Source organism: Pseudomonas sp. NY11955 (assembly GCF_048068035.1).
Classification (GTDB): Bacteria; Pseudomonadota; Gammaproteobacteria; order Pseudomonadales; family Pseudomonadaceae; genus Aquipseudomonas.
Genome location: NZ_JBLUPS010000023.1, coordinates 1 through 26,312 on the forward strand (window position 1 = coordinate 1; position 26,312 = coordinate 26,312).

The 26,312-nt window shown below is 65.1% G+C and carries 20 protein-coding genes; 4 read left to right on the top strand and 16 right to left on the bottom strand.

Annotation, left to right across the window (positions count from 1 at the left end; all coding sequences use genetic code 11):
* Window positions 1–147 precede the first annotated feature (147 nt).
* Complete coding sequence (locus tag ACNFBR_RS27430; RefSeq protein WP_416737646.1) at window positions 148–924, bottom strand: TatD family hydrolase; 777 nt, start codon at window positions 922–924, stop codon at window positions 148–150.
* Window positions 925–926: 2 nt separating this feature from the next.
* A complete protein-coding gene (cra, locus tag ACNFBR_RS27435) occupies window positions 927–1,922 on the bottom strand; it encodes a catabolite repressor/activator (protein WP_416737647.1) in 996 nt (331 codons plus the stop codon).
* 284 nt (window positions 1,923–2,206) lie between these two features.
* Between cra and ptsP the strand changes: the two genes are divergently transcribed.
* Genes ptsP through ACNFBR_RS27450 form a run of 3 tightly spaced genes read left to right on the top strand, consistent with a single transcriptional unit; the run spans window position 2,207 to window position 7,734 of the window.
* Entirely contained in the window at window positions 2,207–5,059 is a 2,853-nt protein-coding gene (gene ptsP, locus ACNFBR_RS27440; protein WP_416737648.1) for a phosphoenolpyruvate--protein phosphotransferase, read from the top strand.
* Entirely contained in the window at window positions 5,060–6,007 is a 948-nt protein-coding gene (gene pfkB, locus ACNFBR_RS27445; protein WP_416737649.1) for a 1-phosphofructokinase, read from the top strand.
* On the top strand, window positions 6,004–7,734 hold the full coding sequence (locus ACNFBR_RS27450) for a PTS fructose-like transporter subunit IIB (protein WP_416737650.1): 1,731 nt from the start codon (window positions 6,004–6,006) through the stop codon (window positions 7,732–7,734). Before pfkB ends, ACNFBR_RS27450 begins: the two co-directional genes overlap by 4 nt.
* 160 nt (window positions 7,735–7,894) lie before the next feature.
* Here ACNFBR_RS27450 and ACNFBR_RS27455 read toward each other — a convergent pair whose 3' ends face one another.
* Window positions 7,895–8,116 carry a DUF3820 family protein gene (locus tag ACNFBR_RS27455; protein WP_416737651.1) on the bottom strand — a complete coding sequence of 74 codons (222 nt, stop codon included), beginning with the start codon at window positions 8,114–8,116 and terminating at the stop codon, window positions 7,895–7,897.
* A gap of 202 nt (window positions 8,117–8,318) precedes the next feature.
* Between ACNFBR_RS27455 and ACNFBR_RS27460 the strand changes: the two genes are divergently transcribed.
* Window positions 8,319–8,795 (top strand): ferritin-like domain-containing protein, encoded by a 477-nt coding sequence (locus ACNFBR_RS27460; RefSeq protein ID WP_416737652.1) that lies wholly within the window; start codon window positions 8,319–8,321, stop codon window positions 8,793–8,795.
* Here ACNFBR_RS27460 and ACNFBR_RS27465 read toward each other — a convergent pair.
* The 13 genes from ACNFBR_RS27465 to ACNFBR_RS27525 all read right to left on the bottom strand — a co-directional run bounded on the left by ACNFBR_RS27465 (window position 8,792) and on the right by ACNFBR_RS27525 (window position 26,281).
* Window positions 8,792–10,282 (bottom strand): sensor domain-containing diguanylate cyclase, encoded by a 1,491-nt coding sequence (locus ACNFBR_RS27465; protein WP_416737653.1) that lies wholly within the window; start codon window positions 10,280–10,282, stop codon window positions 8,792–8,794. The genes ACNFBR_RS27460 and ACNFBR_RS27465 overlap by 4 nt on opposite strands.
* A gap of 232 nt (window positions 10,283–10,514) precedes the next feature.
* Window positions 10,515–11,849 carry an OprD family porin gene (locus ACNFBR_RS27470; protein WP_416737654.1) on the bottom strand — a complete coding sequence of 445 codons (1,335 nt, stop codon included), beginning with the start codon at window positions 11,847–11,849 and terminating at the stop codon, window positions 10,515–10,517.
* Between the two features lie 205 nt (window positions 11,850–12,054).
* Window positions 12,055–12,279: a hypothetical protein gene (locus ACNFBR_RS27475; RefSeq protein ID WP_416737655.1), complete on the bottom strand. Its 225-nt coding sequence runs from the start codon at window positions 12,277–12,279 to the stop codon at window positions 12,055–12,057.
* A 265-nt stretch (window positions 12,280–12,544) separates the two neighbouring features.
* A complete protein-coding gene (locus tag ACNFBR_RS27480; protein WP_416737656.1) occupies window positions 12,545–13,948 on the bottom strand; it encodes a heavy metal sensor histidine kinase in 1,404 nt (467 codons plus the stop codon).
* Entirely contained in the window at window positions 13,923–14,597 is a 675-nt protein-coding gene (locus ACNFBR_RS27485; protein WP_012270545.1) for a heavy metal response regulator transcription factor, read from the bottom strand. Before ACNFBR_RS27485 ends, ACNFBR_RS27480 begins: the two co-directional genes overlap by 26 nt.
* A gap of 9 nt (window positions 14,598–14,606) precedes the next feature.
* Window positions 14,607–17,699 carry a multidrug efflux RND transporter permease subunit gene (locus ACNFBR_RS27490; protein WP_416737657.1) on the bottom strand — a complete coding sequence of 1,031 codons (3,093 nt, stop codon included), beginning with the start codon at window positions 17,697–17,699 and terminating at the stop codon, window positions 14,607–14,609.
* Complete coding sequence (locus tag ACNFBR_RS27495) at window positions 17,696–18,859, bottom strand: efflux RND transporter periplasmic adaptor subunit (protein WP_416737658.1); 1,164 nt, start codon at window positions 18,857–18,859, stop codon at window positions 17,696–17,698. The genes ACNFBR_RS27490 and ACNFBR_RS27495 overlap by 4 nt, the downstream gene beginning before the upstream one ends.
* A 257-nt stretch (window positions 18,860–19,116) precedes the next feature.
* Complete coding sequence (locus ACNFBR_RS27500; RefSeq protein ID WP_416737659.1) at window positions 19,117–19,851, bottom strand: YkgJ family cysteine cluster protein; 735 nt, start codon at window positions 19,849–19,851, stop codon at window positions 19,117–19,119.
* Window positions 19,848–20,159, bottom strand: a complete 312-nt coding sequence (locus ACNFBR_RS27505) for a hypothetical protein (RefSeq protein ID WP_416737660.1) — start codon at window positions 20,157–20,159, stop codon at window positions 19,848–19,850. Before ACNFBR_RS27505 ends, ACNFBR_RS27500 begins: the two co-directional genes overlap by 4 nt.
* A gap of 88 nt (window positions 20,160–20,247) precedes the next feature.
* Window positions 20,248–21,147, bottom strand: a complete 900-nt coding sequence (locus tag ACNFBR_RS27510; protein ID WP_416737661.1) for a chemotaxis protein — start codon at window positions 21,145–21,147, stop codon at window positions 20,248–20,250.
* Window positions 21,148–21,498: 351 nt separating this feature from the next.
* Complete coding sequence (locus ACNFBR_RS27515; RefSeq protein WP_416737662.1) at window positions 21,499–22,683, bottom strand: HlyD family type I secretion periplasmic adaptor subunit; 1,185 nt, start codon at window positions 22,681–22,683, stop codon at window positions 21,499–21,501.
* On the bottom strand, window positions 22,680–24,848 hold the full coding sequence (locus ACNFBR_RS27520; protein ID WP_416737663.1) for a type I secretion system permease/ATPase: 2,169 nt from the start codon (window positions 24,846–24,848) through the stop codon (window positions 22,680–22,682). Before ACNFBR_RS27520 ends, ACNFBR_RS27515 begins: the two co-directional genes overlap by 4 nt.
* Window positions 24,845–26,281: a TolC family outer membrane protein gene (locus tag ACNFBR_RS27525; protein ID WP_416737664.1), complete on the bottom strand. Its 1,437-nt coding sequence runs from the start codon at window positions 26,279–26,281 to the stop codon at window positions 24,845–24,847. Before ACNFBR_RS27525 ends, ACNFBR_RS27520 begins: the two co-directional genes overlap by 4 nt.
* Between the last annotated feature and the right edge of the window lie 31 nt (window positions 26,282–26,312).

Below are 26,312 nucleotides of genomic sequence, written 5' to 3' on the forward strand. Positions count from 1 at the left end.
GCCCGCTCCCACAGGTTCAGTGCTTACCTCAAGGCATGCGCAATCCCTGTGGGAGCGGGCATGCCCGCGAAGAGGCCGGCACAAGCAGCACAAGACAGTTGCTCCCACAGGTACTGCGCAGGTCTCAAGATTTGCGCAGTCTCTTGGCTACCAGCCGAACAGCTCGCAAGCATTGCGGCTGCTGGCCTCAGCCAGTTCAGCAACCTCTAGCCCCATCACTTGCGCCAGCGCCTCGGCAATTTCCGGCAAATGTTCCGGACTGTTGCGTATCCCTGGGTACATCACTGGCGCCATGTCCGGCGAATCGGTTTCCAGCACCACACTGTCCAGCGGCAGCCGCGCCAGGGTTTTGCGCAACCGCAATGCCTGCGGCCAGGTTGCTGCGCCACCCAGCCCAAGCCGGAAGCCCAGCTTGATGTACTCGCGGGCCTCTTCGTAACTGCCGGCAAAAGCATGAACCACGCCTGCTCGCGCCGGTTTGTAGCGCTTGAGGGTGGCAATCACCTGGGCATGGCTGCGGCGAACATGTAGCAGTGCGGGCAAGTCGAAGTCGCAGGCCATCTGCAGTTGCGCTTCGAACAGGTCCTGCTGGCGCGTTTTGTCCAGGTCTTCGAGGTAATAGTCCAGGCCAAACTCACCCACGGCACAGAGCCGTGGGTTGCCGTGCAGGCGCTCCAGCCATTCGCGCAATTGCGTCAGGTGCTCCGGGCGATGCTGGTCGAGGTACACCGGGTGCAGGCCGAGCGCCGCGAACAGGCGCTGATCGGCGCAGGCCAGCTCCCACACCCGTTGGAAATTCGCCTGATAAACCCCCAGCACCACCATCCGCTCCACCCCGCGTGCCGCCGCGTTGGCCAGCAGGCGTGAGCGGTCGGCGTCGAAGTCGGGGAAGTCCAGGTGGGTGTGGGTGTCGATCAGGCGCATGTTCAGGCCGCTGTGATGCGTTGCTTGAAGGTGCGGCCAACGGCGTGCACGCCAGGCTCGTAGCGTTTTTCCTCGATAGCGGCCAGCGCCAGTTCCAGCGCGGTGGCGGCAATCAAGCCGTGCTGCTGGGCCATGGCATTGACCGGCAGCGGCAGGAAGTCGAGCAGCTGGTTGTCGCCAAAGGTACCCAGTTGCAGCTGACGCGAGTCCGCAGGCCGCGTCTGCAGGGTGTCGAACACCCCTTGCAGCAGCACATACGAGGTGGTCACCAGGGCATCCGGCAGGCCACCCAGGTCGTCGATCAACTGCTGCATCAGGCGTTGGCCGCACTCACGGCTGAACGCTTCGCCCTGGTAGCGGCGCACTTCGCCGGCATAACCCTGCAGGGCTTCGTCGAAACCGCCGGCACGCGCCTGGCTGACCGACAGCTCGGGGCGCGCGCCAATCAGGGCAATGCTGCGTGGGGCCGCGCCAAGCAGGCTGGCGGCCAGTTGGCGGCTGGCATCGCGGTCGTCGCTGATCACCGAGCAGAAGTGTGCAGGGTCCAGGCGGCGGTCGATGGCGATCACCGGCAGGCCCTTGTCCTGCAGCTCGCGGTAGCTGTCGTCCTCTGGCGGCAGGCAGCTGGCAACGAACAGCGCATCGCATCGGCGCGCGCGGAACAGTTGCTGCAGTTGGCGCTCGCTGTCGGGCTGGTCGTCGCTGCTGGCGATCAGCAGCTGGTAGCCGCGGGCACGGGCGCCTTGCTCCAGTTGCTTGGCAATGCGGGCGTAGCTGGGGTTCTCCAGATCCGGGAGAATAAAGCCCAGGGTGCGGGTATGCCGGCTGCGCAGGCCAGCAGCCTGCGGGTTGGGGGTGAAGCCGTGGGCTTCGACCACCGCGCGTACCCGCTCGACAGTACTGTTGCTGATGCGCTGCTGTTCAGCCTTGCCATTGATGACGTAGCTGGCAGTGGTCACGGACACACCGGCCAGGCGGGCGATATCGCTGAGTTTCACCGAATTTTCCTTGTTATTACCGGGGCTGGCTGTAAGGCCGGACCGGGTAGTTTGACCCGGCGCAGGCATCACGCGCAGACGACCATTGTCGCAATTGTCCGACAGGATGGGGCTTTTTACCGGGCAGATTATCGAGTAACGTGGCCGTCTGGTCAGGTTAAACGTTTCAGCTGCCGAATTTTCTGCCTCGGCTGCCATCCGTGCAAGGCTGTTGAACTGGCCCTTTATGTGAATTTCACAACAATACTCCAGTACCCGACCGGGAACTGCAAAAGGAGAAGGTCATGCTCGAGCTCGCCAAGGAGCAGATAGCCATGGGCCAGAAGGCCACCGACAAGGCCGAGGCATTGTGCCTGCTGGCGGATCGGCTGGTCGCGGACGGCCTGGTTGCCGAAGGTTACCTGCAAGGCCTGCAGGCCAGGGAGGCGCAAGGCTCCACCTTCCTTGGCCAGGGCATCGCCATCCCCCACGGTACGCCGCAAACCCGCGACCTGGTGCATGCCACCGGTGTGCGCTTGCTGCAGTTCCCCGAGGGCGTGGACTGGGGTGACGGACAAACGGTCTACCTGGCCATCGGAATCGCCGCTCGCTCCGACGAACACCTGCGCCTGCTGCAACTGCTGACCCGCGCCCTGGGCGAAACCGACCTGGCCGAAGCGCTGCGCCGGGCCAGCTCCGCCGAAGCGCTGCTCAAGTTGCTGCAGGGCGCGCCACAGGCGCTGGCGCTGGATGCGCAGCTGGTCGGCCTGAACCTGCCGGCTGAAGATTTCGATGAACTGGCCTGGCGCGGCGCCCGGCTGTTGCAACGTGCCGACTGTGTCGACAGCAACTTTGCCGCCGTGCTGCAGCAGGCCGAGCCGCTGCCGCTGGGCGAGGGCCTGTGGTGGCTGCATAGCGAACGTCAGGTGCGCCAGCCGGGCCTGGCCTTCGTCACCCCGCAGCAGCCGCTGCGCTACCGCGACCAGCCGCTCAACGGCCTGTTCTGCCTGGCCAGCCTTGGCGCCGCTCACCAGGCCTTGCTCGAACGCCTGTGTGAAGTGCTGATCGAAGGCCGCGGGCAGATGCTCTACCAGGCCACCAGCAGCCGTGCGGTACTGGAAGTGCTGGGCGGCGAAGCGCCGGCGGATTGGCCTGGCGCGCGTATCGTGCTGGCCAACCCGCACGGCCTGCATGCCCGCCCGGCCAAGGTGCTGGCGCAACTGGCCAAAGGCTTCGAAGGGGAAATCCGTGTGCGCCTGGTCGACAGCACGCAGCCTGCGGTGTCGGTGAAGAGCTTGAGCAAGCTGCTCAGCCTCGGCGCCCGCCGTGGTCAGGTGCTGGAGCTGGTCGCCGAGCCAGGTATCGCTGCCGATGCCTTGCCGGTGTTGCTGGCCGCAATCGAACAAGGCCTGGGCGAAGAGGTGGAGCCGCTGGCGCAAAGCAGCATGCCCATCGCCGATAGCGCAGCCGAAGTACTGCAAGCCCCAGCGGCCGGCAGCCGCATCCAGGGTGTGGGCGCCGCCCCCGGTATTGCCAGCGGCCCGGCGCATGTCTGTGTCGAGCGTGAGTTCGACTATCCCTTGCGTGGCGAATCCTGCGCCCAGGAGCGGCAGAAGTTGCGCGCAGCCATCGCCACCGTGAACGGCGAACTGCAGGCATTGGTGTTGCGTAGCGACAAGGCCATTGGCGAAATTTTCGTCACCCACCAGGAAATGCTTGCCGACCCGGCATTGACCGACGATGTCGAACAGCGCCTGGCCCAAGGCGAAAGCGCTGCGGCCGCATGGATGGCTGTGATCGAAGCTGCGGCCCGTCAGCAGGAGGCATTGCACGATGCGCTGCTCGCCGAGCGCGCCGCCGACCTGCGCGACATTGGCCGCCGCGTGCTGGCACAACTGTGCGGCGCGCCGACGCAGGTCGAACCCGAGCAACCTTACGTGTTGGTGATGACTGAAGTCGGCCCGTCCGATGTCGCCCGCCTGGACCCAAACCGGGTGGCCGGTATCGTCACCGCCCAGGGCGGGGCCACGGCCCACAGTGCCATTGTCGCCCGTGCGTTGGGCATCCCGGCGGTGGTCGGCGCGGGTGCGTCGATACTGCTGCTGGCGAGTGGCACGCCGCTGCTGCTCGATGGCCAGCGCGGTGTGGTCAGCGTGGCGCCGCCTGCGGATGAACTGCACCGTGCGCTGGCCGAGCGCGACCTGCGCGAGCAGCGCTTGCAGGCCGCCTGGGCCAACCGCTTCGAGCCGGCCGTCACCGGTGATGGCCATGCCGTCGAGGTGTTCGCCAACATTGGCGACAGCAACGGCATCGCCAAGGTGGTGGAGCAGGGCGCCGAAGGCGTGGGCCTGCTGCGCACCGAACTGATTTTCATGGCCCACCCGCAAGCGCCGGATGTGGCCACCCAGGAGGCCGAGTATCGCCGTGTGCTCGATGGCCTGGGTGGGCGGCCGCTGGTGGTGCGCACACTCGACGTCGGCGGCGACAAGCCGCTGCCGTACTGGCCCATCGCCGCCGAAGAGAACCCGTTCCTCGGGGTACGCGGTATACGCCTGACGCTGCAACGCCCGCACGTAATGGAAGACCAGTTGCGCGCCTTGCTGCGGGCCGCCGACCAGCGCCCGCTGCGCATCATGTTCCCGATGGTCGGCCAAGTGCACGAGTGGCGCGAGGCACGGGCCATGGTCGAGCGCCTGCGTGCGGAAATCCCGGTCGCCGACCTGCAATTGGGCATCATGGTCGAAGTGCCCTCGGCGGCCTTGCTGGCGCCACAGTTGGCGCGCGAAGTGGATTTCTTCAGCATCGGCACCAACGACCTGACCCAATACACCCTGGCCATCGACCGTGGCCACCCTAGCCTCTCGGCCCAGGCCGACGGCCTGCACCCGGCGGTATTGAGTTTGATCGACATGACCGTGCGCGCCGCTCATGCCCACGGCAAGTGGGTGGGCGTGTGTGGCGAGCTGGCGGCCGACCCGCAGGCGGTCGCCGTGCTGCTGGGGCTGGATGTGGACGAACTCAGCGTATCCGCGCGCAGCGTCGCCGAAGTCAAGGCACTGATTCGCCAGGCCGATCACCAGACGGCCCGCGCCCTGGCGCGCGAGGCCCTGCAACAGGACAGCGCCGCGGCGGTTCGCGCGCTGGTGGAGCGTTACTGAATGGCCAAGATCCTCACCCTTACCCTGAACCCGGCGCTGGATATCACCATCGGCCTGGGCACCCTGCGCCCTGGGCAGGTCAACCGTAGCCAGGCGCAGCAAAGTCACGCGGCGGGCAAGGGGCTGAACGTTGCCCAGGTCCTGGCCGACCTGGGGCACAGTGTGACCGTGGGCGGTTTCCTCGGGCGCGACAACCTGCAGCCTTTCGAGGCGCTGATCGACTGGCGCGGCTTTGCCGACTGCTTTGTCCGCGTGCCGGGCGAAACCCGTAGCAACATCAAGCTGGTCGAGGCCGATGGCCGCGTCACCGATATCAACGGCCAGGGCCCGGAGGTCGACGAGGCGGCACGCAGTGCCTTGTTGCGCAGGCTGGATCAGGTTGCCCCAGGGCATGACGCGGTGGTGGTGGCCGGAAGCCTGCCGCGCGGGATCAGCGCCGACTGGTTCCGCCAGTTGCTCGAACAGCTCAAGGCCCAAGGCCTGAAGGTGGCGTTGGACAGCAGTGGCGAAGCGCTGCGTGCCGGCCTGCAGAGCGCGCCCTGGCTGGTCAAGCCCAATACCGAGGAGTTGGGCGAGGTGCTCGGCCTGGCGGTGGATAACCCGGCGCAGCAATACGCTGCCGCCAAGCGCCTGCTGGCCAAAGGCGTTGAACACGTGGTGGTGTCTGCCGGCGAGCAGGGTGTCAGCTGGTTCAGTCGCGATCTGGCCGTGCATGCCCGTCCGCCCAAGGTGCGGGTCGCCAGCACGGTGGGGGCGGGGGATTCGCTGGTGGCCGGCATGGTCCACGGCCTGTTGCTGGGCGAGCCCCCTGCGCAGACCTTGGCCCGTGCCACCGCCATTGCTGCCCAGGCGGTTAGCCAGGTTGGCTTCGGCATTCGTGACCGCGAGCACCTGGCGCAGTTGGAAGCGGCCGTGCAACTGACAGAACAACAAGAGGGTTGCCGATGAACATTGCCATTGTCACCGCCTGCCCCAACGGCCAGGTATCGAGTGTGCTGAGCGCACGCTTGCTGGCCGCCGCGGCCCAGCGACGCGGCTGGAGCACCAGTGTCGAAGTGCAGGATGCCGAACACCCGGAGCGGCAACTGAGCGCCGCGCAGATTGCCGAGGCCGACTGGGTGCTGGTGGTCAGCACCGGCCCGGTGGACCTGGCTCGTTTCGTCGGCAAGCGCGTGTATCGAAGCACGCCGTCCCAGGCCTTGGCTGATCGCGAGGGCTTCCTCGACGAGGCGGCGGCCAACGCCGAGCCACTGGCCGCAGTGCCAGACAGCCCGGCCGCCGCTGTTCGCATCGTCGCCGTAACGGCCTGCCCGACCGGCGTTGCGCACACCTTCATGGCAGCAGAGGCCTTGCAGCAAGCCGCGCAACAACTGGGTTACCAGCTCACCGTCGAGACTCAGGGCTCGGTCGGTGCGCGCAACCCGTTGCCCGCCGAAGCCATTGCTGCGGCAGACGTGGTGCTGTTGGCCGCCGATATCGAAGTCCCCACCGCGCGTTTCGCCGGCAAGCGCATCTACCGCTGCGGTACTGGCATCGCCCTCAAGCAGGCCCGCGCGACCCTGGACAAAGCCCTGGCGCAAGCCCAGGTGGAAAACAGCGCTGAAGCCACGACGGCGACCACGCCGACCAAGGCTGAGAAGACCGGCGTGTACAAACACCTGCTGACTGGCGTGTCGTTCATGCTGCCGATGGTAGTGGCCGGCGGCCTGCTGATTGCCCTGTCGTTCGTGTTCGGCATCGAAGCCTACAAAGTGCCAGGCACCTTGCCGGCGGCACTGATGCAGATCGGCGGCGAGGCGGCGTTCAAGCTGATGGTGCCCTTGCTGGCCGGCTACATCGCCTGGTCCATCGCCGACCGCCCGGGGCTGGCCCCCGGCATGATTGGCGGCTTGCTGGCCAGCACCCTGGGGGCGGGCTTCATCGGTGGCATTGTCGCTGGCTTTCTTGCCGGTTACAGCGCCAAGGCCATTGCCCGTTGGGCACGTTTGCCCAGCAGCCTGGAAGCGCTCAAACCGATTTTGATCATACCGCTGCTGGCCAGCCTGTTCACCGGCCTGGTGATGATCTACGTGGTTGGCCAGCCGGTTGCGGCGATGCTCGAAGGCTTGACGCATTTCCTCGACAGCATGGGCACCACCAACGCCATTCTGCTGGGGCTGTTGCTGGGCGGCATGATGTGCGTCGACCTTGGCGGGCCGATCAACAAGGCCGCTTATGCCTTCTCGGTTGGGCTGTTGGCTTCGTCGAGCTACGCGCCGATGGCAGCGACCATGGCCGCCGGCATGGTGCCGCCAATCGGGCTGGGTATCGCCACCTTCCTGGCCCGGCGCAAGTTTGCCCAAAGCGAGCGCGAGGCGGGCAAGGCGGCCTTGGCGCTTGGGCTGTGCTTCATTTCCGAGGGGGCTATCCCGTTTGCCGCCAAGGACCCGCTGCGGGTGATCCCGGCCAGTGTCGTCGGGGGGGCGTTGACCGGGGCATTGTCGATGTACTTCGGCTGCAAGCTGATGGCGCCCCATGGCGGCTTGTTCGTGTTGTTGATCCCCAATGCGATCAACCATGCGTTGCTGTATTTGCTGGCGATCGTGGCGGGCAGCTTGCTGACGGCGGTGGTGTATGCAGTGATCAAGAAGAGCGAGCGGGTGGAGCTGGCGGTGGCGCCGGTTAAAAGTGCCTGAGCTGCCCCCCGTACTGTTGTAGGAGCAGCCTTGTGCTGCGAAGAGGCCGGTAAGGCTAAAGACTGTCTTTGGCTGCAATGGCCTCTTCGCAGCACAAGGCTGCTCCTACAGTTGCCTTGAAATCGACACAGGCCGCTTCCACTAAGCCCGATTTGACCTGTCAGCGCCCATGTTTCTTGCGCAACGGCACCAGCAGATCATCCAGGCCGTTGTGGTCGATCTCATGCATCAACGCCAGCAACCCGCCCAGTTCTCCCGCCGGGAAACCCTTGCGGGTAAACCACGCCAGGTAATCCCCCGGCAGGTCAGCAATGATTCGCCCTTGGTATTTGCCGAACGGCATGCTGCGGGTCACCAGCAGTTCGAGGGTTTCCGGCTTCATCTTCGGCGTACCTGGCTGTGGAAAAGCGCCGACCATACTGCAATCTGCACGAAGGCCCAAGCGGCAATCATGCAGAACGCCGCCACAAGTCATCGTTACTGTTTTTGTAAATAATTGAATAATAAAGATTTTTTACTTAATTAAAGCATGGCACGAACGCTGCACCTGTGTAGATGACTATCACCTGCCAAGGAGTTCGACCATGAGCAACCCCAACAAAGACGTGATCGACGTACTCAACGACCTGATCGAGTACAGCAAGGATGGCGAGAAAGGTTTCAAGACCTCGGCCGATGACGTGAAGAACCCCGAGCTGAAAGCGTTCTTCGTCCAGCGTGCCGGCGAGTGCGCCAACGCTGCCGGTGAGCTGCAGAGCGAAGTGCGCCGCCTGGGCGGCGACCCGGAAACCTCCACCAGCATCAGCGGCGACCTGCACCGTGGCTGGGTCAACCTCAAGTCGATGGTCACCGGCAAGGATGAAGAGGCGGTACTCAACGAAGTGGAGCGCGGCGAGGACCACGCGCTCAAGGCGTACAAGGAAGCCCGCGAGAAGCTGGTGAAACTGGGCCGCACGGCCACCGACACCACCTACAGCCTGGTTGAGAAACAGCTGCAAGGCGTGCAGCGCAACCATGACCAGGTCAAGGCCCTGCGCAACGCCGCCCGCGCCCGCTCCTAGTCGGCCGGTCCCTCTACCCGGTTGCGGCCTTTGGCCTTGGCCCGGTAGAGCGCCTCGTCCGCTGCACCCAGCACCCCGCTCAGGTCGTGCTGGGTGTCGGACAAGCCGATGCCAATGCTCACCGTAACCGCATGCGCATCATCGGCGAACGGTGCCAGCGCCTCGACGCTGGCACGGATGCGTTCAGCCAGCAGTTGCGCACCAGCCAGGTCGGTTTCTGGCAACACCACCTGAAACTCCTCCCCACCATAACGTGCAGCCAAGTCCGCCGGGCGACGGATGCAGGCCTCGATGGCCTTGGCCACTTCGCGCAAGGCATGGTCGCCACCGGCGTGGCCATGGCGCTGGTTGAATGCCTTGAAATGGTCCACATCCACCATCAGTACCGCCAGCGGCTTGCGGTTGCGTTGTGCGCGGGCCCATTCCTGGCGCAGCACCTGGTCCAGCCTGCGGCGGTTGGCCAGGCCCGTCAGGCTGTCGGTGGCTGCCAGGGTGGCCAGGCCTTCTTCGGCTTCATGGCGGCGGCGCAATTCGCGGCCCAGCAGCAACGTCAGCCAGAGGATACCCACGCACAGCACCCCGGTGGCGACGCTGACCAGAATGGCGGTGCGGCGCCAGGACTGGAACACCTCGTCGGCCGAGTGCACCACCAGCACGATCAGGGGCAGCTGTGCGACACGGGCGAAGGTATACATGCGCGGCTTGCCGCTGCTACCGGAGCGGGCGGTGAAGTTGCCGCTCTGTTCGCTGAGGATGCGCTTGAAATTGGGCCTTTCGGCGTAGTTGCTACCGATCAGCGGGTCGTGCGCGCGGGAGGGCTGGCGGGCGAGCAACTGCCCGTCGGTATTGAACAGGTTGATGCTGCTGTCGTCGCCGATGTCCAGGCGTTGGAACAGTTCACTGAAGTACGACAGGCGCAGCGCACCGGCCGCCAGCCCGACGAACTCGCCATTGGGGCCAGAGATACGCCGGCTGAAACTGATGCACCAGTCCAGGTCGCCAAGCCTGGCTTTGAACGGCGGGCCTACCAGCAGGCCAAGGTTGGCATTGTGCTGGTGTGCCTTGAACACGCCGGTGTCGCCGAAGTTGGCCTTGCGCGGCACACTGCTGGTGGAATCGCCGACGACATTGCCTTGCTTGTCCAGCCACAGCACGTCACCGCGCTTGCGGTCGACGAACGCTTCATTGAACAGCAGGCGCTGACGCAGCGGGCCTGGGATCTCCGGCAGTTCCTTGCGCCCGACGGCCCAGATCAGCCCTTGCAATGACTGGTCGTAGAGTTCGGCATTGCGCAGGATGTCGCTTTCGATCAGCTGGACGATGTTGTTCGACGCGCGCACCGCCGACAGCTCGACACTGTCGCGCTCGCGGGCCAGCAGGTAGCTGACGATCGCCACGATGGCGAGCACGGCAAGGCAACTGCCCAGGTTGAGGATCAGCTCGGGGTGCGACCTGTAGACTGACAAACGCGGGGATTGGGTGGGCATGCTCGCTACTGCGTGGGCAGGGCCATTCGCGGCGGCGACATTCTAGGGAAGCGGGGATTGTCGGACAAGATTTGTCCGACGGAATCACGGAGTCCTGTGGTTAGACCCGGCACGGAACCTGTGGGAGCGGGCTTGCCCGCGAAGAAAACGATGCGGTGCATGGCACCGGCTTCGCCGGTGTTCGCGGGCAAGCCCGCTCCTACAGGTTAGATACCTAGCTTGCGTTTCGGGATCAGAACACGTTCAGCGGGTAGTCGACGATCACCCGCACTTCATCGTTGTCGCTGTTGCTGTCGATCGACGCATAACCCTGGCTGCCACGGTGGGTGGCATAGCGCACCAGCACCGACAGGTCCTTGAGGTCACCCTCCTGGAACACGTACTTCACGTCCAGGTCGCGTTCCCAGTGCATGGCGTTCTTGCCATCTTCACGGTAGTAGTCGTAGTGGCTGGTGTCCTGGGTGGCCTTGGTCAGGTCGGCTTCACCACGCGAGTACGACAGCGAAGTGGTCAGGCCGGGCACGCCGACACCGGCGAAGTCATAGTCGTACTGCAGCTTCCACGAGCGCTCGTTCGGCGCGTTGAAGTCCGAGTACATGCGCGAGTTGTCCAGGTACACGCTGTCGCCCAGGTTGATGTAGTCGAACGGCGTGTTGCCGTTCACGCGCTGGTAGGCGGCGGTGATGCTGTGGAACCCGGCGTTGACGGTGAAGTGCACGCTGTAGGTGTTGTTGTCGATCTTGCCCAGCAGGGCCTGGCCGGTGTCCTGGGTGTGGTAGAAGTGCACGCCTGGGTTCAGGCTGACCAGGTCGTTGACCACGTAGGTGTAGTCGAAGTCAGCGTAGTACTGGTTCCAGATGTCCTTCAGCTCGGCGGCGTACAGGTTGGCGGTGATGTTCTCGGTACCGCTCCACGACGCGCCAGCCCAGTTCAGGTGCTTGCTTTTGTCGTGCTCGTCCAGCGACCCGTAGTAGGTGTCGATGCGGCGGTGGCCGCTCTGGTTGTACGGGTGGGTGAAGCTCACCTGGCCGCCTTCGAGCAACAGGCCGTCGATGCTGGTGTTGGTCAGGCTCACACCCCGGAAGGTTTGCGGCAGCATGCGCGTTTCGCCGCCGGCGATTACCGGGTTGGTGAGGAACAGGTCACCGGCTTTGAGCTCGGTGTCGAAGGCCTTGAGCTTGACTGCGGCGCCCGCTGTGGAGAACGAATGCGGGGCTGCGCCCAGTTCGCCGTCGTCCTTGATGTGCTCAGGCAGGATGCTGGTGCCGGCATGGCCGCCACCGCCGTCGAGCTTCAGGCCCAGCATGGCATGGGCGTCCAGGCCAAAGCCGATGACACCGGGGGTGTAGCCCGACTCGAAGCGCGCTACCGCGCCCTGGCCCCATTCGCGGGTGTCGCGCACGCCAGCGTTGTGGTTGTCGCGGTTGAAGTAGGCATTACGAAAATGCAGGTTGAAGGACGACCCTTCGATGAAGCCATCAGCCTTGTCTTCATCTGCCTGGGCGGCGAAAGGGATCGTTGCAGTCAACGCAATGAACAGCGGGGTAAAACGAAACGCGGAAGGCACCGGTACTAGCTCCTTTGGTCTGACGGTGGGGCAGTTTTTATTTTTGAATGTGCGTCTTTTTTATAGGGTGACGTTACAGCCAGGCTGAGAGTTAAAGCACATAAAAAAAGCCGCTGATTGGCAGCGGCTTTAAAAGGCTAACATATCGGCACCGGTGGTGCCCATGGCGTAGCCAAGGGAAAACGGGAGCAGCGACAGCGCGTGATCAGCTGTCGGCATTGGCATCGACAGAGACCTTGGAAGCTGTCTGGTTTGCGTCTTTTGCGGCATCGGCCTTCTGTGCGGCTACGGCTTCGCGGGCGTCTTGATGGACCGCGGCGAACTCAGCATTACGGGCGACGAAAGCCGAGGATTCTTCGGCCATGGCCAGGGGCGACAACAACAGGGAAGACAGGACGAAGACGCTGGCAATACCCATACTGTTGGACATTTGAAACTACCTTCTTGCGGTGCAAGTGCTAATGAGGACGGGGGTAAAGTTAGTCTTTTCAATGCACTTGAAACAGAGCGATGTGCGATAAGCACTGTTGCGCAAAAGGTAACGATCCATGAAAAAGCAATAGTACTTTGGCCGCAAACCAGCGGCCTAGAGCATCTGCGCGGTTTTTGTAGGAGCAGCCTTGTGCTGCGAAGAGGCCGGTACGTCCCAAAAGCTGTATGGGTTTCACTGGCCCTTTCGCAGCACAAGGCTGCTCCTACAAGGACCGCGCAGGCCTGATGGTGGGTAACAGGATGCCGAAGGTATTCGCCCCAGCTCCACTGCGCACGAACACCTCCCCGCCATGCATCAACGCAATCGCCTTGACGATCGCCAACCCCAGCCCATGGTTACCCCCACCGCTGTTGCTGCGCGCGGCATCCACCCGGTAGAAGCGCTCGAACAGCAGCGGCAAGTGCGCTTCGTCAATCGCAGGCCCCGGGTTGCTCACGGCGATGCTGACCTGCTCCGGCCCGCCATCGATCTGCACCTGGATCACCTGATGCGGCGCGGTATGCTGCACGGCGTTGTTCAGCAGGTTGATCAGCGCCCGGCGCAATTGCGCCTTTTCAATCGGAGCCTGGGCGTCGCCGGTCACGCTGACGCTGACCTGCGCGTCTTCGAGGATGTAATCCAGGTAGTCGAGGGTGGTCGCCACTTCTTCGGCCAGCGAAGCCTGGGTCAGGGCGGTGGCCTTGCTGCCTTGATCGGCGCTGGCCAGAAACAGCATGTCGTTGATGATGCTGCGCAGGCGCTCCAGCTCTTCCAGGTTCGATTGCAGCACTTCGAAGTAGTGCTCGGCGCTGCGGCCGCGGGTCAGCGCCACCTGGGTCTGGCCGATCAGGTTGGTCAGCGGCGAGCGCAGTTCGTGGGCAACGTCGGCGTTGAACGCTTCCAGCCGCGAGTAGGCCTGGCTGACGCGGTCGAGCGCAGCGTTGAAGGCGCCGGCAAATTGCGCCAACTCCGGGGCCAGCGCCTGGGTTTGCAAACGCCCGTCCAGGCGAGGAGGGGCCAGGGCCTGGGCCTCGTTGGACAACGCCAGCAGCGGCCGCAGGCCAATGCGCGCCACCCAGTAGCCCAGCACGGAAGCCAGCAGCACGCCAAGCACGGCCAGCCCGACAATCGCCACCAGCAGGCTGTGCTGGGCCTGCCAGAAGGTTTCGGTGTCAATGCCAATCAGAAAGCGTAGCGCCGGGCGCTCACTCAGTGCCGGCAGTTCGCTGACCAGCACTTTGTAGGGGTAGGGCCGGTCGGGCAGGCGCAGGTCGCGCATGCCTTGTGGCCCCTCTGCGAAGGCGCGCACCAACTCGCTGGGGTGGCCGTACTCGTAGGCGGGGTCGCTGCTGACCACCCAGAAGCGGATACGCTTGTCCTCTTCGCTGAGCAGGTTGAGCTTGTTGTTGATCTTGGCCCAGTGCTCCGGCGTGCCAAAGCGGTTGAGGGTGGATTCGAGCACGCTGAAGCGCGCATCCAGCTCCGCCTGCGGCAGCAAGTCGAGGCTGCGATCGACCTGGCGGTACAGCGCCGAGCCGATCAGCACGAACACCCCAAGTGCCACCAGGATGAACAGCGCCGACAGGCGCAGTGCGATGGAGTTACCCCGCACGGTTTTCCAGGACATAGCCCATGCCTCGGATGGTGTGCAGCAACTTGTTGTCGAAAGGCCCGTCGAGTTTGGCGCGCAGGCGCTTGATCGCCACTTCCACCACGTTGGCATCGCTGTCGAAGTTGATGTCCCAGACCAGCTCGGCAATCGCTGTTTTCGACAGGATTTCACCCTGCCGCCGGGCCAGCACGCTCAATAACGAGAACTCCTTGGCCGTCAGGTCCAGGCGTTGGCCGGCGCGTGTGGCCTTGCGCGCCATCAGGTCGATCCACAGGTCGGCCACCTGCACCTGCAGCGGTTCGTGGCTGCTGCTGCGCCGGGTCAGGGCCTGCAGGCGGGCGACCAGTTCGAGGAACGAGAACGGCTTGCCCAGGTAATCGTCGGCGCCCTCACGCAGGCCGTGGATGCGGTCTTCGACCCGTTCGCGGGCGGTCAGCATGATCACCGGCGTTTGCTTGCGAGCGCGCAAGGCACGCAGCACGCCGTAACCGTCCAGGCCTGGCAGCATCACATCCAGCACGATCACCGCGTAGTCACCCTCCAGGGCCAGGTGCAAACCATCGATACCGTCCCTTGCCAGGTCCACGGTAAAGCCCTGTTCGCTCAGGCCGCGATGCAGGTAGTCTGCGGTTTTTTCTTCGTCTTCGATGATCAGCACACGCATGGTCTTGTCCTAACTGGCACTTGGCGCTGCCGCACCGGCAGCCTGACGGCGGTGGAACAGGCGCTCCAGGGCCAAGTATATGACCGGGGTGGTGAACAGCGTCAGCGCCTGGCTCACCAGCAGGCCGCCGACCACCGCGATGCCCAGCGGCTGACGCAGTTCGGCACCGGTGCCAAAGCCGAACATCAGCGGCACGGCGCCAAGCAAGGCCGCCAGGGTGGTCATGATGATCGGCCGGAAGCGCGTCAGGCAGGCCTGGTGAATCGCCTGCTCGGGTGTCAGGCCGTGGTGGCGCTGGGCTTCAAGGGCGAAGTCGATCAGCAGGATGCCGTTCTTCTTGACGATGCCGATCAGCAGCACCACACCGATCAGCCCCATGATGCTGAAGTCCTGGCCCATGGCCCACAGCAATATCAGGGCACCGAGGCCGGCCGAGGGCAGGGTGGAAATGATCGTCAGCGGGTGGACGAAGCTTTCGTACAGCACACCGAGAATGATGTACACCGCCACCAACGCCGCCAGAATCAGCCACGGCTGGCTCGACAGCGAACTCTGGAAGGCCTGCGCCGCGCCCTGGAAGTTGCCGCTGATCGAGTCGGGCATGCCCAGCTCGCGCTGGGTGCGATCAAGGATGCTCACCGCATCGCCCAAGGCCACGCCGGGCGCCAGGTTGAACGACAGGTTGGCGGCTGGGAACAGGCCATCGTGGCTGATCGACAGCGGCCCGGTGCTGGGCGGCGCCACGTGGGCCACGGCCGACAACGGCACCATTTGGTTGGTCAGCGGCGAGCGCAGGTAGAAGTAGTTGAGGCTTTCGGCCTTGCCACGCTGGCGCGCATCCAGCTCGAGGATCACCTTGTACTGGTTGGTCTCGGTCTGGAACTCGCTGATCTGCCGTTGGCCGAAGGCGTCGTACAGCGCCTGGTCGACGTCGGTGGTGGTCAGCCCGAAACGTGCCGCGGCCTGGCGGTCGATGTCGATGCGGGTGACGCTGGCACCCAGTTGCAGGTCGTTGGACAGGTCGCGAAACGCCGGGTTTTCCCGCAGGCGGTCGGTCAGGCGCTGGGTCCACAGGTTCAGCGCATCGCCGTCATTGCTCTTGAGCACGTACTGGTACTGCGTGCGCGAAGGCCCGGAGCTGAGGTTGATGTCCTGGCCGGCGCGCATGTACAGCACGATGCCCGGTACCTGGGCCAGCTTGGGCCGTAGCCGGTCGATCAGTTCGCTGGCCGATACGTCGCGCTCGCCGCGTGGCTTGAGGGCGATCCAGAAGCGGCCGTTGGCGATGGTCTGGTTGCTGCCGGTGACCCCAACCGAATGGGAGAACGCACGTACCGCAGGGTCTGCGCCGATGATCTTGGCCAGCGCCTGGTGTTTCTCGATCATCGACGGGTAGGACACATCCGCCGCCGCCTCGCTGGTACCCAGGATGAAACCGGTGTCCTGCAGGGGGAAGAAGCCCTTGGGGATGGCCACGTAACCCGCCACCGCCAGCGCCAGGGTCACGCCGAACACGCCCAGGGTCAGGCGCTGGTGGGCGAGGGCCCGGTTCAGGCCCTTTTCGTACCACTTGATCAGGCGCTCACCAAAGCCGCCCTTGTGCTCGCCCGGCGGGCGGCGCATGAACAGCGCGCACAGGGTTGGCGCCAGGGTCAGCGAGACCACCACCGAAATCAGGATGGTGGCGGTGGCGGTAAGGGCGAACTCCTTGAACAGCCGGCCGACCACACCGCCCATGAACAGCAGCGGGATGAACGCAGCTATCAGCGAGAAACTGATCGACACCACGGTAAAGCCGATTTCCCCGGCGCCCTTGAGCGCCGCCGTGCGGCTGTCGTCGCCGGCCTCCAGGTGGCGATGGATGTTCTCCACCACCACAATGGCATCATCCACCACGAAGCCCACCGAGATGACGATGGCCACCAGGGTGAGGTTGTTCAGGCTGAAACCCAGCACGTACATCAGCGCGCAACTGGCGATCAGCGATACGCCGAGCACGCTGGACACCACCATGGTTGCCGACCACTGGCGCAGGAACAGCGCCATGACCCCGATCACCAGGGCCACGGCGATCATCAGGGTCAGCTCCACTTCGTGCAGCGAAGCGCGGATGGTCTGGGTGCGGTCCTGCAGCACCGACACCTCGACCGAGGCTGGCAGCATCTCTTGCAGCTTGGGCAGGGCGGCCAGCACCCGGTCCACGGTATCGACGATATTGGCCCCAGGCTGGCGGAAGATCACCAGGTTCAGCCCCGGCTGGTCGCCGGACCAGGCTTTGACATAGGCGTTTTCGGCGCCGTTGATCACCTTGGCCACGTCCTTCAGGTGCACGGGGGCGCCGTCGCGGTACGAGACGATCAGTTGCGCGTAGTCCTCGGGGTGGAACAGCTGGTCGTTGGCGGCGATGGTCGACACGCTGTGCTCGCCGTACAGCGCGCCCTTGGCCAGGTTCAGGCTGGTTTGCTGGATGGCCTGGCGCAAGTCGGCCAGGGTCAGGCCGATGGCGGCCAGTTTCTCGGGCTGGGCCTGCACGCGGATAGCCGGGCGCAACTGGCCGGTGATATTGATCAGGCCAACCCCTTCGATCTGGCTAAGCTGGCGGGCCAGCAAGGTTTCGGCGTAGTCGCTGAGGTCATTGCCGGGCATCTGGTCGGAGCTGACCGTCATTACCAGCACCGGGCTGTCGGCCGGGTTGACCTTGCGCCAGGTGGGCGGGTTGGGCAGGTCCTGAGGCAGGCGCGCAGTGGCGGTGTTGATCGCCGCCTGTACTTCCTGGGCGGCGGTGTCGATGTTCTTGTCCAGGGTGAACTGCAAGATCAGGGTGGTCGAGCCCAGCGCACTGCTGCTGGTCATCTGGGTCATGCCGGGGATGGCACTGAACTGCACTTCCAGGGGCGTGGCGACCGACGAGGCCATGGTTTCCGGGCTGGCGCCGGGCAGTTGGGCAGTGACCTGGATGGTTGGGAAGTCTGCCTCCGGCAGCGGCGCCACCGGCAGGCGCGGAAAGGCGATGGCCCCCAGCAGCACCAGGGCGAAGGTCAGCAGCAAGGTGGCGATGGGGTGGTCGATGCACCAGGCCGAAACACCGTTGCGCGTGTTCATGGCTGGCTCCGGCGATCCGCCATTTCCGATGGCGCGGGGGCGTCGGGGGTGATCTCGACCCGTGAACCCGGCTTGAGGCGTGACTGGCCGTCGAGCACCAGGCGCTCGCCCGGCTTGACCCCGGCAATGATGTTCAACCCGCTGTCCTGGTACAGCACCTTGACCGGCACGCTGGTGACCTTGTCGCCGTCCAGGCGGTAGACGAAATGCCCGTCGACGCCGCGTTGCACCACGGGCGGCGGCACCACCAAGGCGTTTTCTTCCACGGCGGTGCGCAGGCGAATGGTGACCAACTGGCCCGGCCACAGGTGGCCGTCCTTGTTGTCGAACTCGGCTTTTACCCGCACGGTGCCGGTGGTGGCGGAAATCTGGTTGTCGATCAGCGCCAGGTGGCCTTCGCCGAGCAGGTTGCGTTCGCCATCGGCGTCCATATAGGCCTGCACCAGCGCCGGGGTGGGGGCTTTCAGCAGGTTCTGCAGCGTGGGCAGCATCTGCTGCGGCAGGGCGAACTCGACGGCGATCGGGTCGATCTGGGTGACGCTGAACAGGCCCTGGGTGTCGCTGGTGCGTACCAGGTTGCCAGGGTCGACGTTGCGGATGCCGACGCGGCCGGTGACTGGCGAGCGGATTTGCGTGTAGGAGAGCTGCACTTCGGCGTTGGCGATGGCGGCCTGGTTGCCCTTGACGGTGGCCTGCAACTGGTTGACCAGCGCCTGTTGCTGGTCAAGGGTCTGCTTGGACACGCCGTCATCGCTGCTGAGCAGGCGGTAGCGCTTGAGGTCGACGCCAGCCACCTGGATCTGTGCCTGGCTCTGGCCGAGCTGGGCGCGGGCTTGGTCGAGGCTGGCGCGGATGCTGCGGTCATCGAGGGTGGCGAGCAGGTCGCCTTCCTTGACCCACTGGCCCTCCTTGACCAGCACTTGCGTGAGTATCCCCTCGACTTGTGGCCGCACCTCGACACTGTGCAGCGACAGCACCGTGCCGATGGCGCTGGCATAGCGCGGCACGTCCTGCTGGGCGACGCTGACCACGCGCACCGGGACGGCGTTTTGCGCGCGGGCGACCGGTTCGGATTGGCGCTGGCTGAACCAGGTGCCAGCTACCACCAGGGCCAGAAGCGTCAGGGCAGCGAGGATGACTGAGCGGGACGGACGTCGCATCGGTGCGGGCACCTTGACCAGGTAGGAGGGAACGGTTGTCGGTATTCAATCTTATAGCCCCCCAACCGGGTCGGCAGCGTGACCGCTGGCTGACAGCGCTGTCAGTTTCACCAGCGCTGTGAACGCACCCGCGATCTCTGTGGGAGCGGGCGAGCCCGCGAACACCGGCAGAGCCGGTGCCATCCACCGCGTTGGATTCTTCGCGGGCATGCCCGCTCCCACAAGTTCCCGGGCAAGGTTTTATACAGTTGGCCTGGCTAGAAGCCGATGAAGGCGTAGTACAGCGGGGTTTCCTTGGTCGTGTGCAAACCAAGCCCCTGCAAGGTAGTCGTCAGCGCTTCATCCTGCACATGCAGGGTCCACTGCGCAGCGTCAGGCAAGGAGGCTTGCGCCAGCGTTGTGGCAAACGCCTCCATGTTTGGCAGGTAAGCGGTAAACCCGTTGCCCTTGAGCGCACTGGTGGTCATCCCCAGCGCTTGGCACACCGCCACCTTGCTGGCGATGTCATCGCGGTCGGCCTGGCGCGAAGCCTGTACCAACGCCGCTAGCTCGGCATCGACCAACTGTGTGCCGTGAATCAGCTCCGGCCCCTGTTGCCAGGCTTGCGGCGGGCAGTCCTTGCTGTCCGGTCGCAGCGGAATATGCGGGTTGATTTCCACCGGGTAGATACGACAGACCAGCGGGCGCTGGTCATAGATGGTGCACAGGTCGTTTTCGTCGAGGTTGCGGCAGCGTCCGGGGTTGAAGGCGGCAAAGGTCACCGAGACGCGCGCCTCGCCGGTGCCGCACGGCACCGGATGGGAGCGACGCAGCACATGGTCACGCTGCTCCAGCGGCATGCCGGGGCCATCGCTGACGAAAGCTTCGAGCAGCACGATCACCTGGCCGGCATCCTGCGCCCAGCGGCGCGCTTCGGCCAGGGTCAACGGCACATGGTGCCCGGTGCAGCATTTGCCGCAGCCGGTACAGCCGAAACGCAAGCTGTCGGTCACTTGGCTTCCGGGCTCCATTCACTGACGAAGGCACGCTGGTGCTGACGGTCGTACAGGCACAGTTCGGTGCCGGTGCGCTGCTGCATGTGCTTCTGTGGGTACACACCTTCGATCAGCAGGGCACTCATGCCCACCTGGTCATCGAACTCGGCGGGCTTGCCGCGGGCGTGGGCGTCCTTGAACTGGCTGGCGGCCAGGCAGGCCTTGAGCATCTGCTGGCGCTGCTCGTTCCAGGCCTGGCTGCTGGAGGCCTGGGCGATACCGCTGAAGAGGGTGCAGCCGATCAGGATAGAGCTGAAGAACTTCATACGCGATTCCGGCAATTTTCTTGCGAGGGGCGCGAATTATGCCCGACTCACCCCCGACGGCAAGCCGGGGAGATTGTCTCTGAATATATCAGTGCTCGGCGAATACCACGGTACGTGCGGCCACCACCAGACAATCGGTCAATTCAGGCGAAGAGAACTTGGTCAGGATGGCATTGGCCCCGGCCTGGGTCGCCTTCTCGCTGCTCATGGCGCTGTCCAGCGAGGTGTGCAGCAGCACGTACAGGTGCTGGAAATCAGGGGTTTCACGCAGTGAGCGGGTGAAGGCGTAGCCGTCCATTTCGCTCATTTCGATGTCAGAGACAATGATGTTGATTTCCTGAGCGGTGCCTTGCAGTTCCAGCAGCACGTTGATGGCGTCCTTGGCGCTGCGTGCGGTGTGGCACTCGATGCCGAGGTTGCGCAGGGTGTGCACCGACTGTTGCAGGGCCACCTGGCTGTCGTCCACTACCAGGATATTGGCGGCGGCCAGCAGGCTGGCGTCCTCGTCGCTCAACGTACCGTGTGTAGGCTCCGCCACGGGCGGGGCGATGGCGTGAATGACCTTTTCGATGTCCAGCACCTGCACCAAGGTGTTGTCGACGCGGGTCACGCCGGTGATGAACGAGCGGTTGCCCGAGGCGTAGGGTGGCGGTTTGATGTCGGTGCTCAGGCAATGCACGATGCGGCTGACCGCCTGCACGTGCAGGCCTTGGCGCGAGCGGCTGATCTCGGTGACGATCAGGCAGCCGCCCTGCGGGTCGGCCAGTGGTTGTTCGCCGATGGCGCGGGACAGGTCGATGACCGACAGCGAATGGCCGCGCAGGGTTGCCACACCTTTCACATGGGGATGCGACTCGGGCAGCTTGGTCAGGGGCGGGCAGGGGATGATCTCGCTGACCTTGAGCAGGTTGATTGCCATCAGCTTGCCGCTGCGCAGGGTGAACAGCAGCAGGGACAGCGAGTCCGCGCGGGCATTTTGCGTGGCCATGGTGACCTTCGGTGGGGAACGGGGAATAACCGGTTATCGGCCTGTTTGGGTTGGGCTTTAGGGTTGGTGGGATTGTCTTGAGTTTTGTGGTGTTGGGGCGACCGAGCGCCGCCCGCGCGGCGCATCGCGAGCGAAGCTCGCTCCTACATTTGTTTCGGGCCAATTATTCCTGAGGCACAGGCGCGCGCGCCTTTTGGCGCCCACCTCGATATCGCTTGGAACACACAAAGGCGGTCGCGTGCGCCGGCACAGGCGTTACTGGCCTGAAAAAATGTAGGAGCGAGCTTCGCTCGCGATGCGCCGCGCGGGCGGCGCTCGGTCGCACCAACAACACAAAACTCAAGGCATGCACTACCGTTCGCGCAGCGCCTCTTTGGCTCGGTTCAGCGGCTTGATCAGGTAATCGAGGATGGTCTTCTCGCCGGTGCGGATATCCACCGTGGCAATCATCCCCGGCACGATCGCGAAATGCTTGCCGGCCTTGTTCTGCAAGCTGTCCTGCTCGGTGCGGATGAACACGCGGTAGTAGTAGATCTCCGGCTTCACCTCGTCCTGCAGGGTATCCGGCGAAATTCCCACCACCTTGCCATCCAGCCCGCCATACACCGAGTAGTCATAGGCGCTGATCTTGACCTTGGCCGCCTGGTCCGGGTGGATGAAGGCGATATCACGCGGGGCGATGCGGGTTTCGATCAGCAAGCGCTCGTCCATCGGCACGATCTTCATCACCTGGCCACCCGGCTGCACCACGCCGCCCAGGGTGTTGACCTCGATGTCCTTGACGATGCCGCGTACCGGCGAGCGCAGGGTCAGGCGGGTGAGCGAGTCGCTGCGCCCGCGGATCACTTCCGACAGGCTGTCCGCTTCGGCGCTGGCTTTGGCCAGTTCTTCCCGAGCGCGTACCAGGTAGTCGGAGCGGGCTTCGTTGGCCTTGAGCTCCAGCTCCGAACGCTGGCGGTTCAGGCGGATCACCTCGACCCGGCTGGAGGCGCCCATTTTTGCCAGGTTCTCGGTGATCTTCAGCTCGCTGCGCACCAGCTGCAATGAGTCCTGGATGCCCGCCAGGGTTTGCTCCAGGCCGCGGCGGCGGGTCTGGTACAGGGCGGTTTCGGCGTCGATCAGCTCGGGCGAGTCGCGCAGGCTGTCCGGGAAGACCAGTGGCTTGCCGGTCACCTCTGCCTGCAGGCGAGCCTGGCTGGCCTTGGCGGCACGGTACTTGGCTTCGCTTTCGCCAACGCTGGAAGCGGTCTTGGTCGGGTCGAGCTGGGCCAGCACCTGGCCGCGTTCGACCAGGTCGCCTTCGGCCACGCTCATCTGCGCGACGATGCCGCCTTCGAATGACTGGATCACCTGCTCGCGCGAACTGGGGATGACCTTGCCCGTACCGGTGGACACCTCGGTCACCTCGAACCAGGCCGCCCAGGCCAGGAACGCCGCCAGCATCAGCGCGCACAGGGTGATGATACGGCCGGCGCGGAACACCGCCTGGTCGTCCTGCCCGTCCAGGTAGGAGGCCGGGAGTTCATGGTTGCTCATGCCTGGGCTCCTTGCAGTTTGGCCAGCGCGGCATCGCGCGCGTCGTCGATGACGATACGCCCGGCATCCAGCACTAGGATGCGGTCGACCCGTTGCAGCACGCTCAGGCGGTGGGTGGCGATCACCAGGGTGCGGCCCTGGCAGAAGCGCTCCAGGTTATCCAGCAGCTTGCGCTCGGTCATGTCGTCCAGCGAGGCAGTTGGCTCGTCCAGCAGCAGTACTTGCGGCTGGCGCACCAGTAGGCGCGACAGCACCAGGGCCTGACGCTGGCCGCCGGACAGGCCCAGGCCACCTTCGAGGATCAGGTGGTCCATGCCTTTGGGCAGGCGGCGGACGAAATCCAGCGCCCCAGTGGCGGCCAGTGCGGCTACCAGCTCCTGGTCGCTGGCCTGGCCGGCGCCGAGGGTGAGGTTTTCCCGCAGGGTGCCGTGGAACAGCCGCGCGTATTGCGGCAGCAGGCCCACATCACGGCGCAGGTCGGCAGGGTCGAGGTGGGCCATGGCGATGCCGTCCAGGCTGACTTCGCCTTGCACCAGGTCCATGGCTCCGCCCAAGGCTTGCAGCAAGGTCGATTTGCCGGCGCCGTTGCGCCCGAGCACGGCAATGCGCTCGCCCGGCTGGATATCCAGCTGGCCGATGTTCAGTACCGGTGGGGACTCTTCGCTGTAGCGGAAGTTGGCCTGGCGCAAGCGGTACTCGCCACGGATGGCCGGCAGGTGCACGCGGGCTTCGCCTTCGGGGTGGTCGACCGGCGACTGCATCAGCTTGTCCAGGCCCTGCAGGGCCACCTTGGCTTGCTGCCAGCGGGTCAGTACATGGGTCAGTTGGGCCAGTGGCGCCATCATCCGCGACGACAGCATCGATGCCGCCACCAGGCTACCGGTAGTGAGGTCGCCGGCGATGACCATGGGCGCACCGATCACGATGACCACGGCAAACACCGCGCCCTGCACGTTCTGCGTCCAGGTCACCAGGCCGTTGGTGAGGGTGCGCAGGCGCAGGTTGGTGTGCGCGCAAGCTGCGTTGTACTGGTTCCACTGCCGCTCGAAGCGTGCCTCGGCCTGCAGCGCCTTGATCTCGTCCAGGCCCTGGATGCTTTCCACCAGCATGGCGTTGCGCAGCGCCGACTCGCGCATTGAGGCGTTGGCCAGCCGCGCCAGGCGCCGTTGCGCGAGCAACCCGGGCAGGACCATGGCCAGCAGCGCGACCAGCGGGATGAACACCAGCACGCCGCCGATCAGCCAGAACACCAACAGGAACAGCAGGAAGAATGGCAGGTCGGCCAGTGCCGTGGCGGTGCTGGAGGTAATCAGGTCGCGGATCGACTCCAGCTCGCGCAGTTGCGAGATGAACGACCCTGTGGACTTTGGCCGCACCGAATTTCGCAGGCGCAGGGCATGGCCGTAGACCAGGTCGCTTACCCGCAGGTCGGCGCGCTTGCCGAGCAGGTCGGTCACCTTCAGGCGCAACAGGCGCATGCTGAAATCGAACACCAGCGCCAGCACCACGCCACCAAACAGCACGTAAAGGGTTGGCAGGGACTCGGCCGGGATCACCCGGTCGTACACCTGCATCGAGAACAGCACCCCGGCCAGCGCCAGCACGTTGGCCACCAGCGAAGCGACCATCACCTGGCCATAGGGGCGCAGGTCGCGCAGCACGATGCGGGCGAACCAGTGGCGGTCGTAGGGCGCGGTGTAGTCGTCGGTGCGCACGTCGCGCAGCGGCCGTGCCGGGCGCAGCAGGGCAACGCGGTTGATGCGGCCCTTGAGGGTGTCGCGGGGCAGGCGCGAGGTCAGGCCCTGGTCACCGGCGAACACCACCGCCAGGTCATCCGCTTCGGTCACCGACTCGACCACCGCCAACTGGCCATCGTCCAGTTCCAGCACCAGCGGCGTGCGCCATTGCCGCAGGCCCTTGGCATCGAAGCGCACGAAACGCAGGGCCAGCCCGGCCTGGCGGGCCATGTGCCGGAGGATTTCGTCCAGTGGGCGGGCATCCTCTACGGCGGCCAGGCGAATACGCTGGGGCGACACGTCCAGGCGGTAGTGGTGCGCGACCTGGAGCATCACTTCCAGCCATGGCCCCAGGTCTGGCCGATGCGCTTCTTCGGCCGCTGGGGCAGGCGCCTGGTTGGGCAGGGTCACATTGATCGAATCGCTCATGGCTGGATCTCCACACCTTGCAGGTTGCGCCCCTCAAGGCCAAAGGCCGTGCGCAGGGCGCCGGTGTTGTACAGGCAGTCGACATCCAGGCGCAGCAGATCGGAGCGGGTGCCGGCCAGTTCGAAGCGTGACTGGTAGATCTCCTGCTCGGCGTTGAGCAGGTCGAGCAGTGGCCGGGTGCCCAGGTCCAGGTACTGGCGGCCGTAAAGCATGCGCGCTTCCTGAATGCTGACCTGGCGCGCTTCCAGCGACGTCAGCCGGCGGCCCAGCCCGGAGGTTTGCGCCATGGCCTCGGCCAGGCCTCGGCGCGCTTGCAGGCGTGCAGCGTCTTCGGCGGAGTCAGCGGCGGTCAGGGCATGGCCGGCGGCGCGGGTGCGGGCGCTGATGGCGCCGCCCTGGTAGATGGGCACTTCGACGTTCAGGTAGATGCCCGCCTGGGTGCGGTCCAAGCGTGAGTTGTCGCGGTTGTAGTCGTCGTCCAGGTAGTGGTTGACCTGCGGTTGCAACGACAGGGTGGGGTAGGCCTCGGCCTTGGCCTGGGCCAGTTCGGCCTGACCCTGGGCGCGTTGAGCCAGGGCCATCAGCACGGCGGGGAGGCGGTCATCGCCCTGTGCAGGGCGCTTGCAGGCCTGGTTCAGTTCGGCGGGTGAAGCCTCGGTCAGTGCCGGCGGGGTCACACGCCCCATCAACGCCGCCAGGGTCGAGCGCCAGCGCTCGTATTGCGCCTGGTATTCCTCCAGCGTGGCGCGGGCGCTTTCCACACGGGACTCGGCCTGTACCACGTCGGAACGCGTGCTGGCGCCCATGTCGCTGCGCTGGCGGGCCATGCCGGCAATGTCGCCGACCCCGCGAACCTGGTCGCGGGCGATGGTCATCAGTTGCTCGTAGCGGCGGGTTTCGATCCAGGCATAGGCCGTGTCACGGGCCAGCTCGTCGACCACCAGCAAGATATTGGCCTGGGCGCGGGCGGCGGCGGCCTGGGCGGCGTTGACGGCACTGTCGACCTTGCCGAAGTCGTAGAGCATCTGTTTGAGCGACAGGTTCACGGCCTGGCTGTTGCGGTCACCGCCATAGCCGGTGTCGTAACCGGTGCGGATACCGCCGGAAATCTGCGGGTAGTACCCTGCGCGGGCGACGTTGATGCCTTCGCCCTGCTTGTACAGGTTGCCGATGGCCTCGGCGATGCTTGGGTGCCATTGCGCGGCCTGCAGCACCGCGTCGGTCAGCCCCAGCCGCTCGCCACTGGCGACCGGGGCCATGCCGATGGGGGGGCGGGCGGGCACCGCTTCGGGCGCATCGCGTAACAGCGATGGCCCGATCTGGCGCAGGTGGGGGTCTATGTCATCGGCTGCCTGGGCAACCGGGTGGAAGTTAACGGCCAGGAGCCCGAAGGCGCCCAGCAACAGCGGTGACAGCGGACTGCTTCGCTTCACATAGTTCCCTTACTGCTGGTCGTCCATGCCG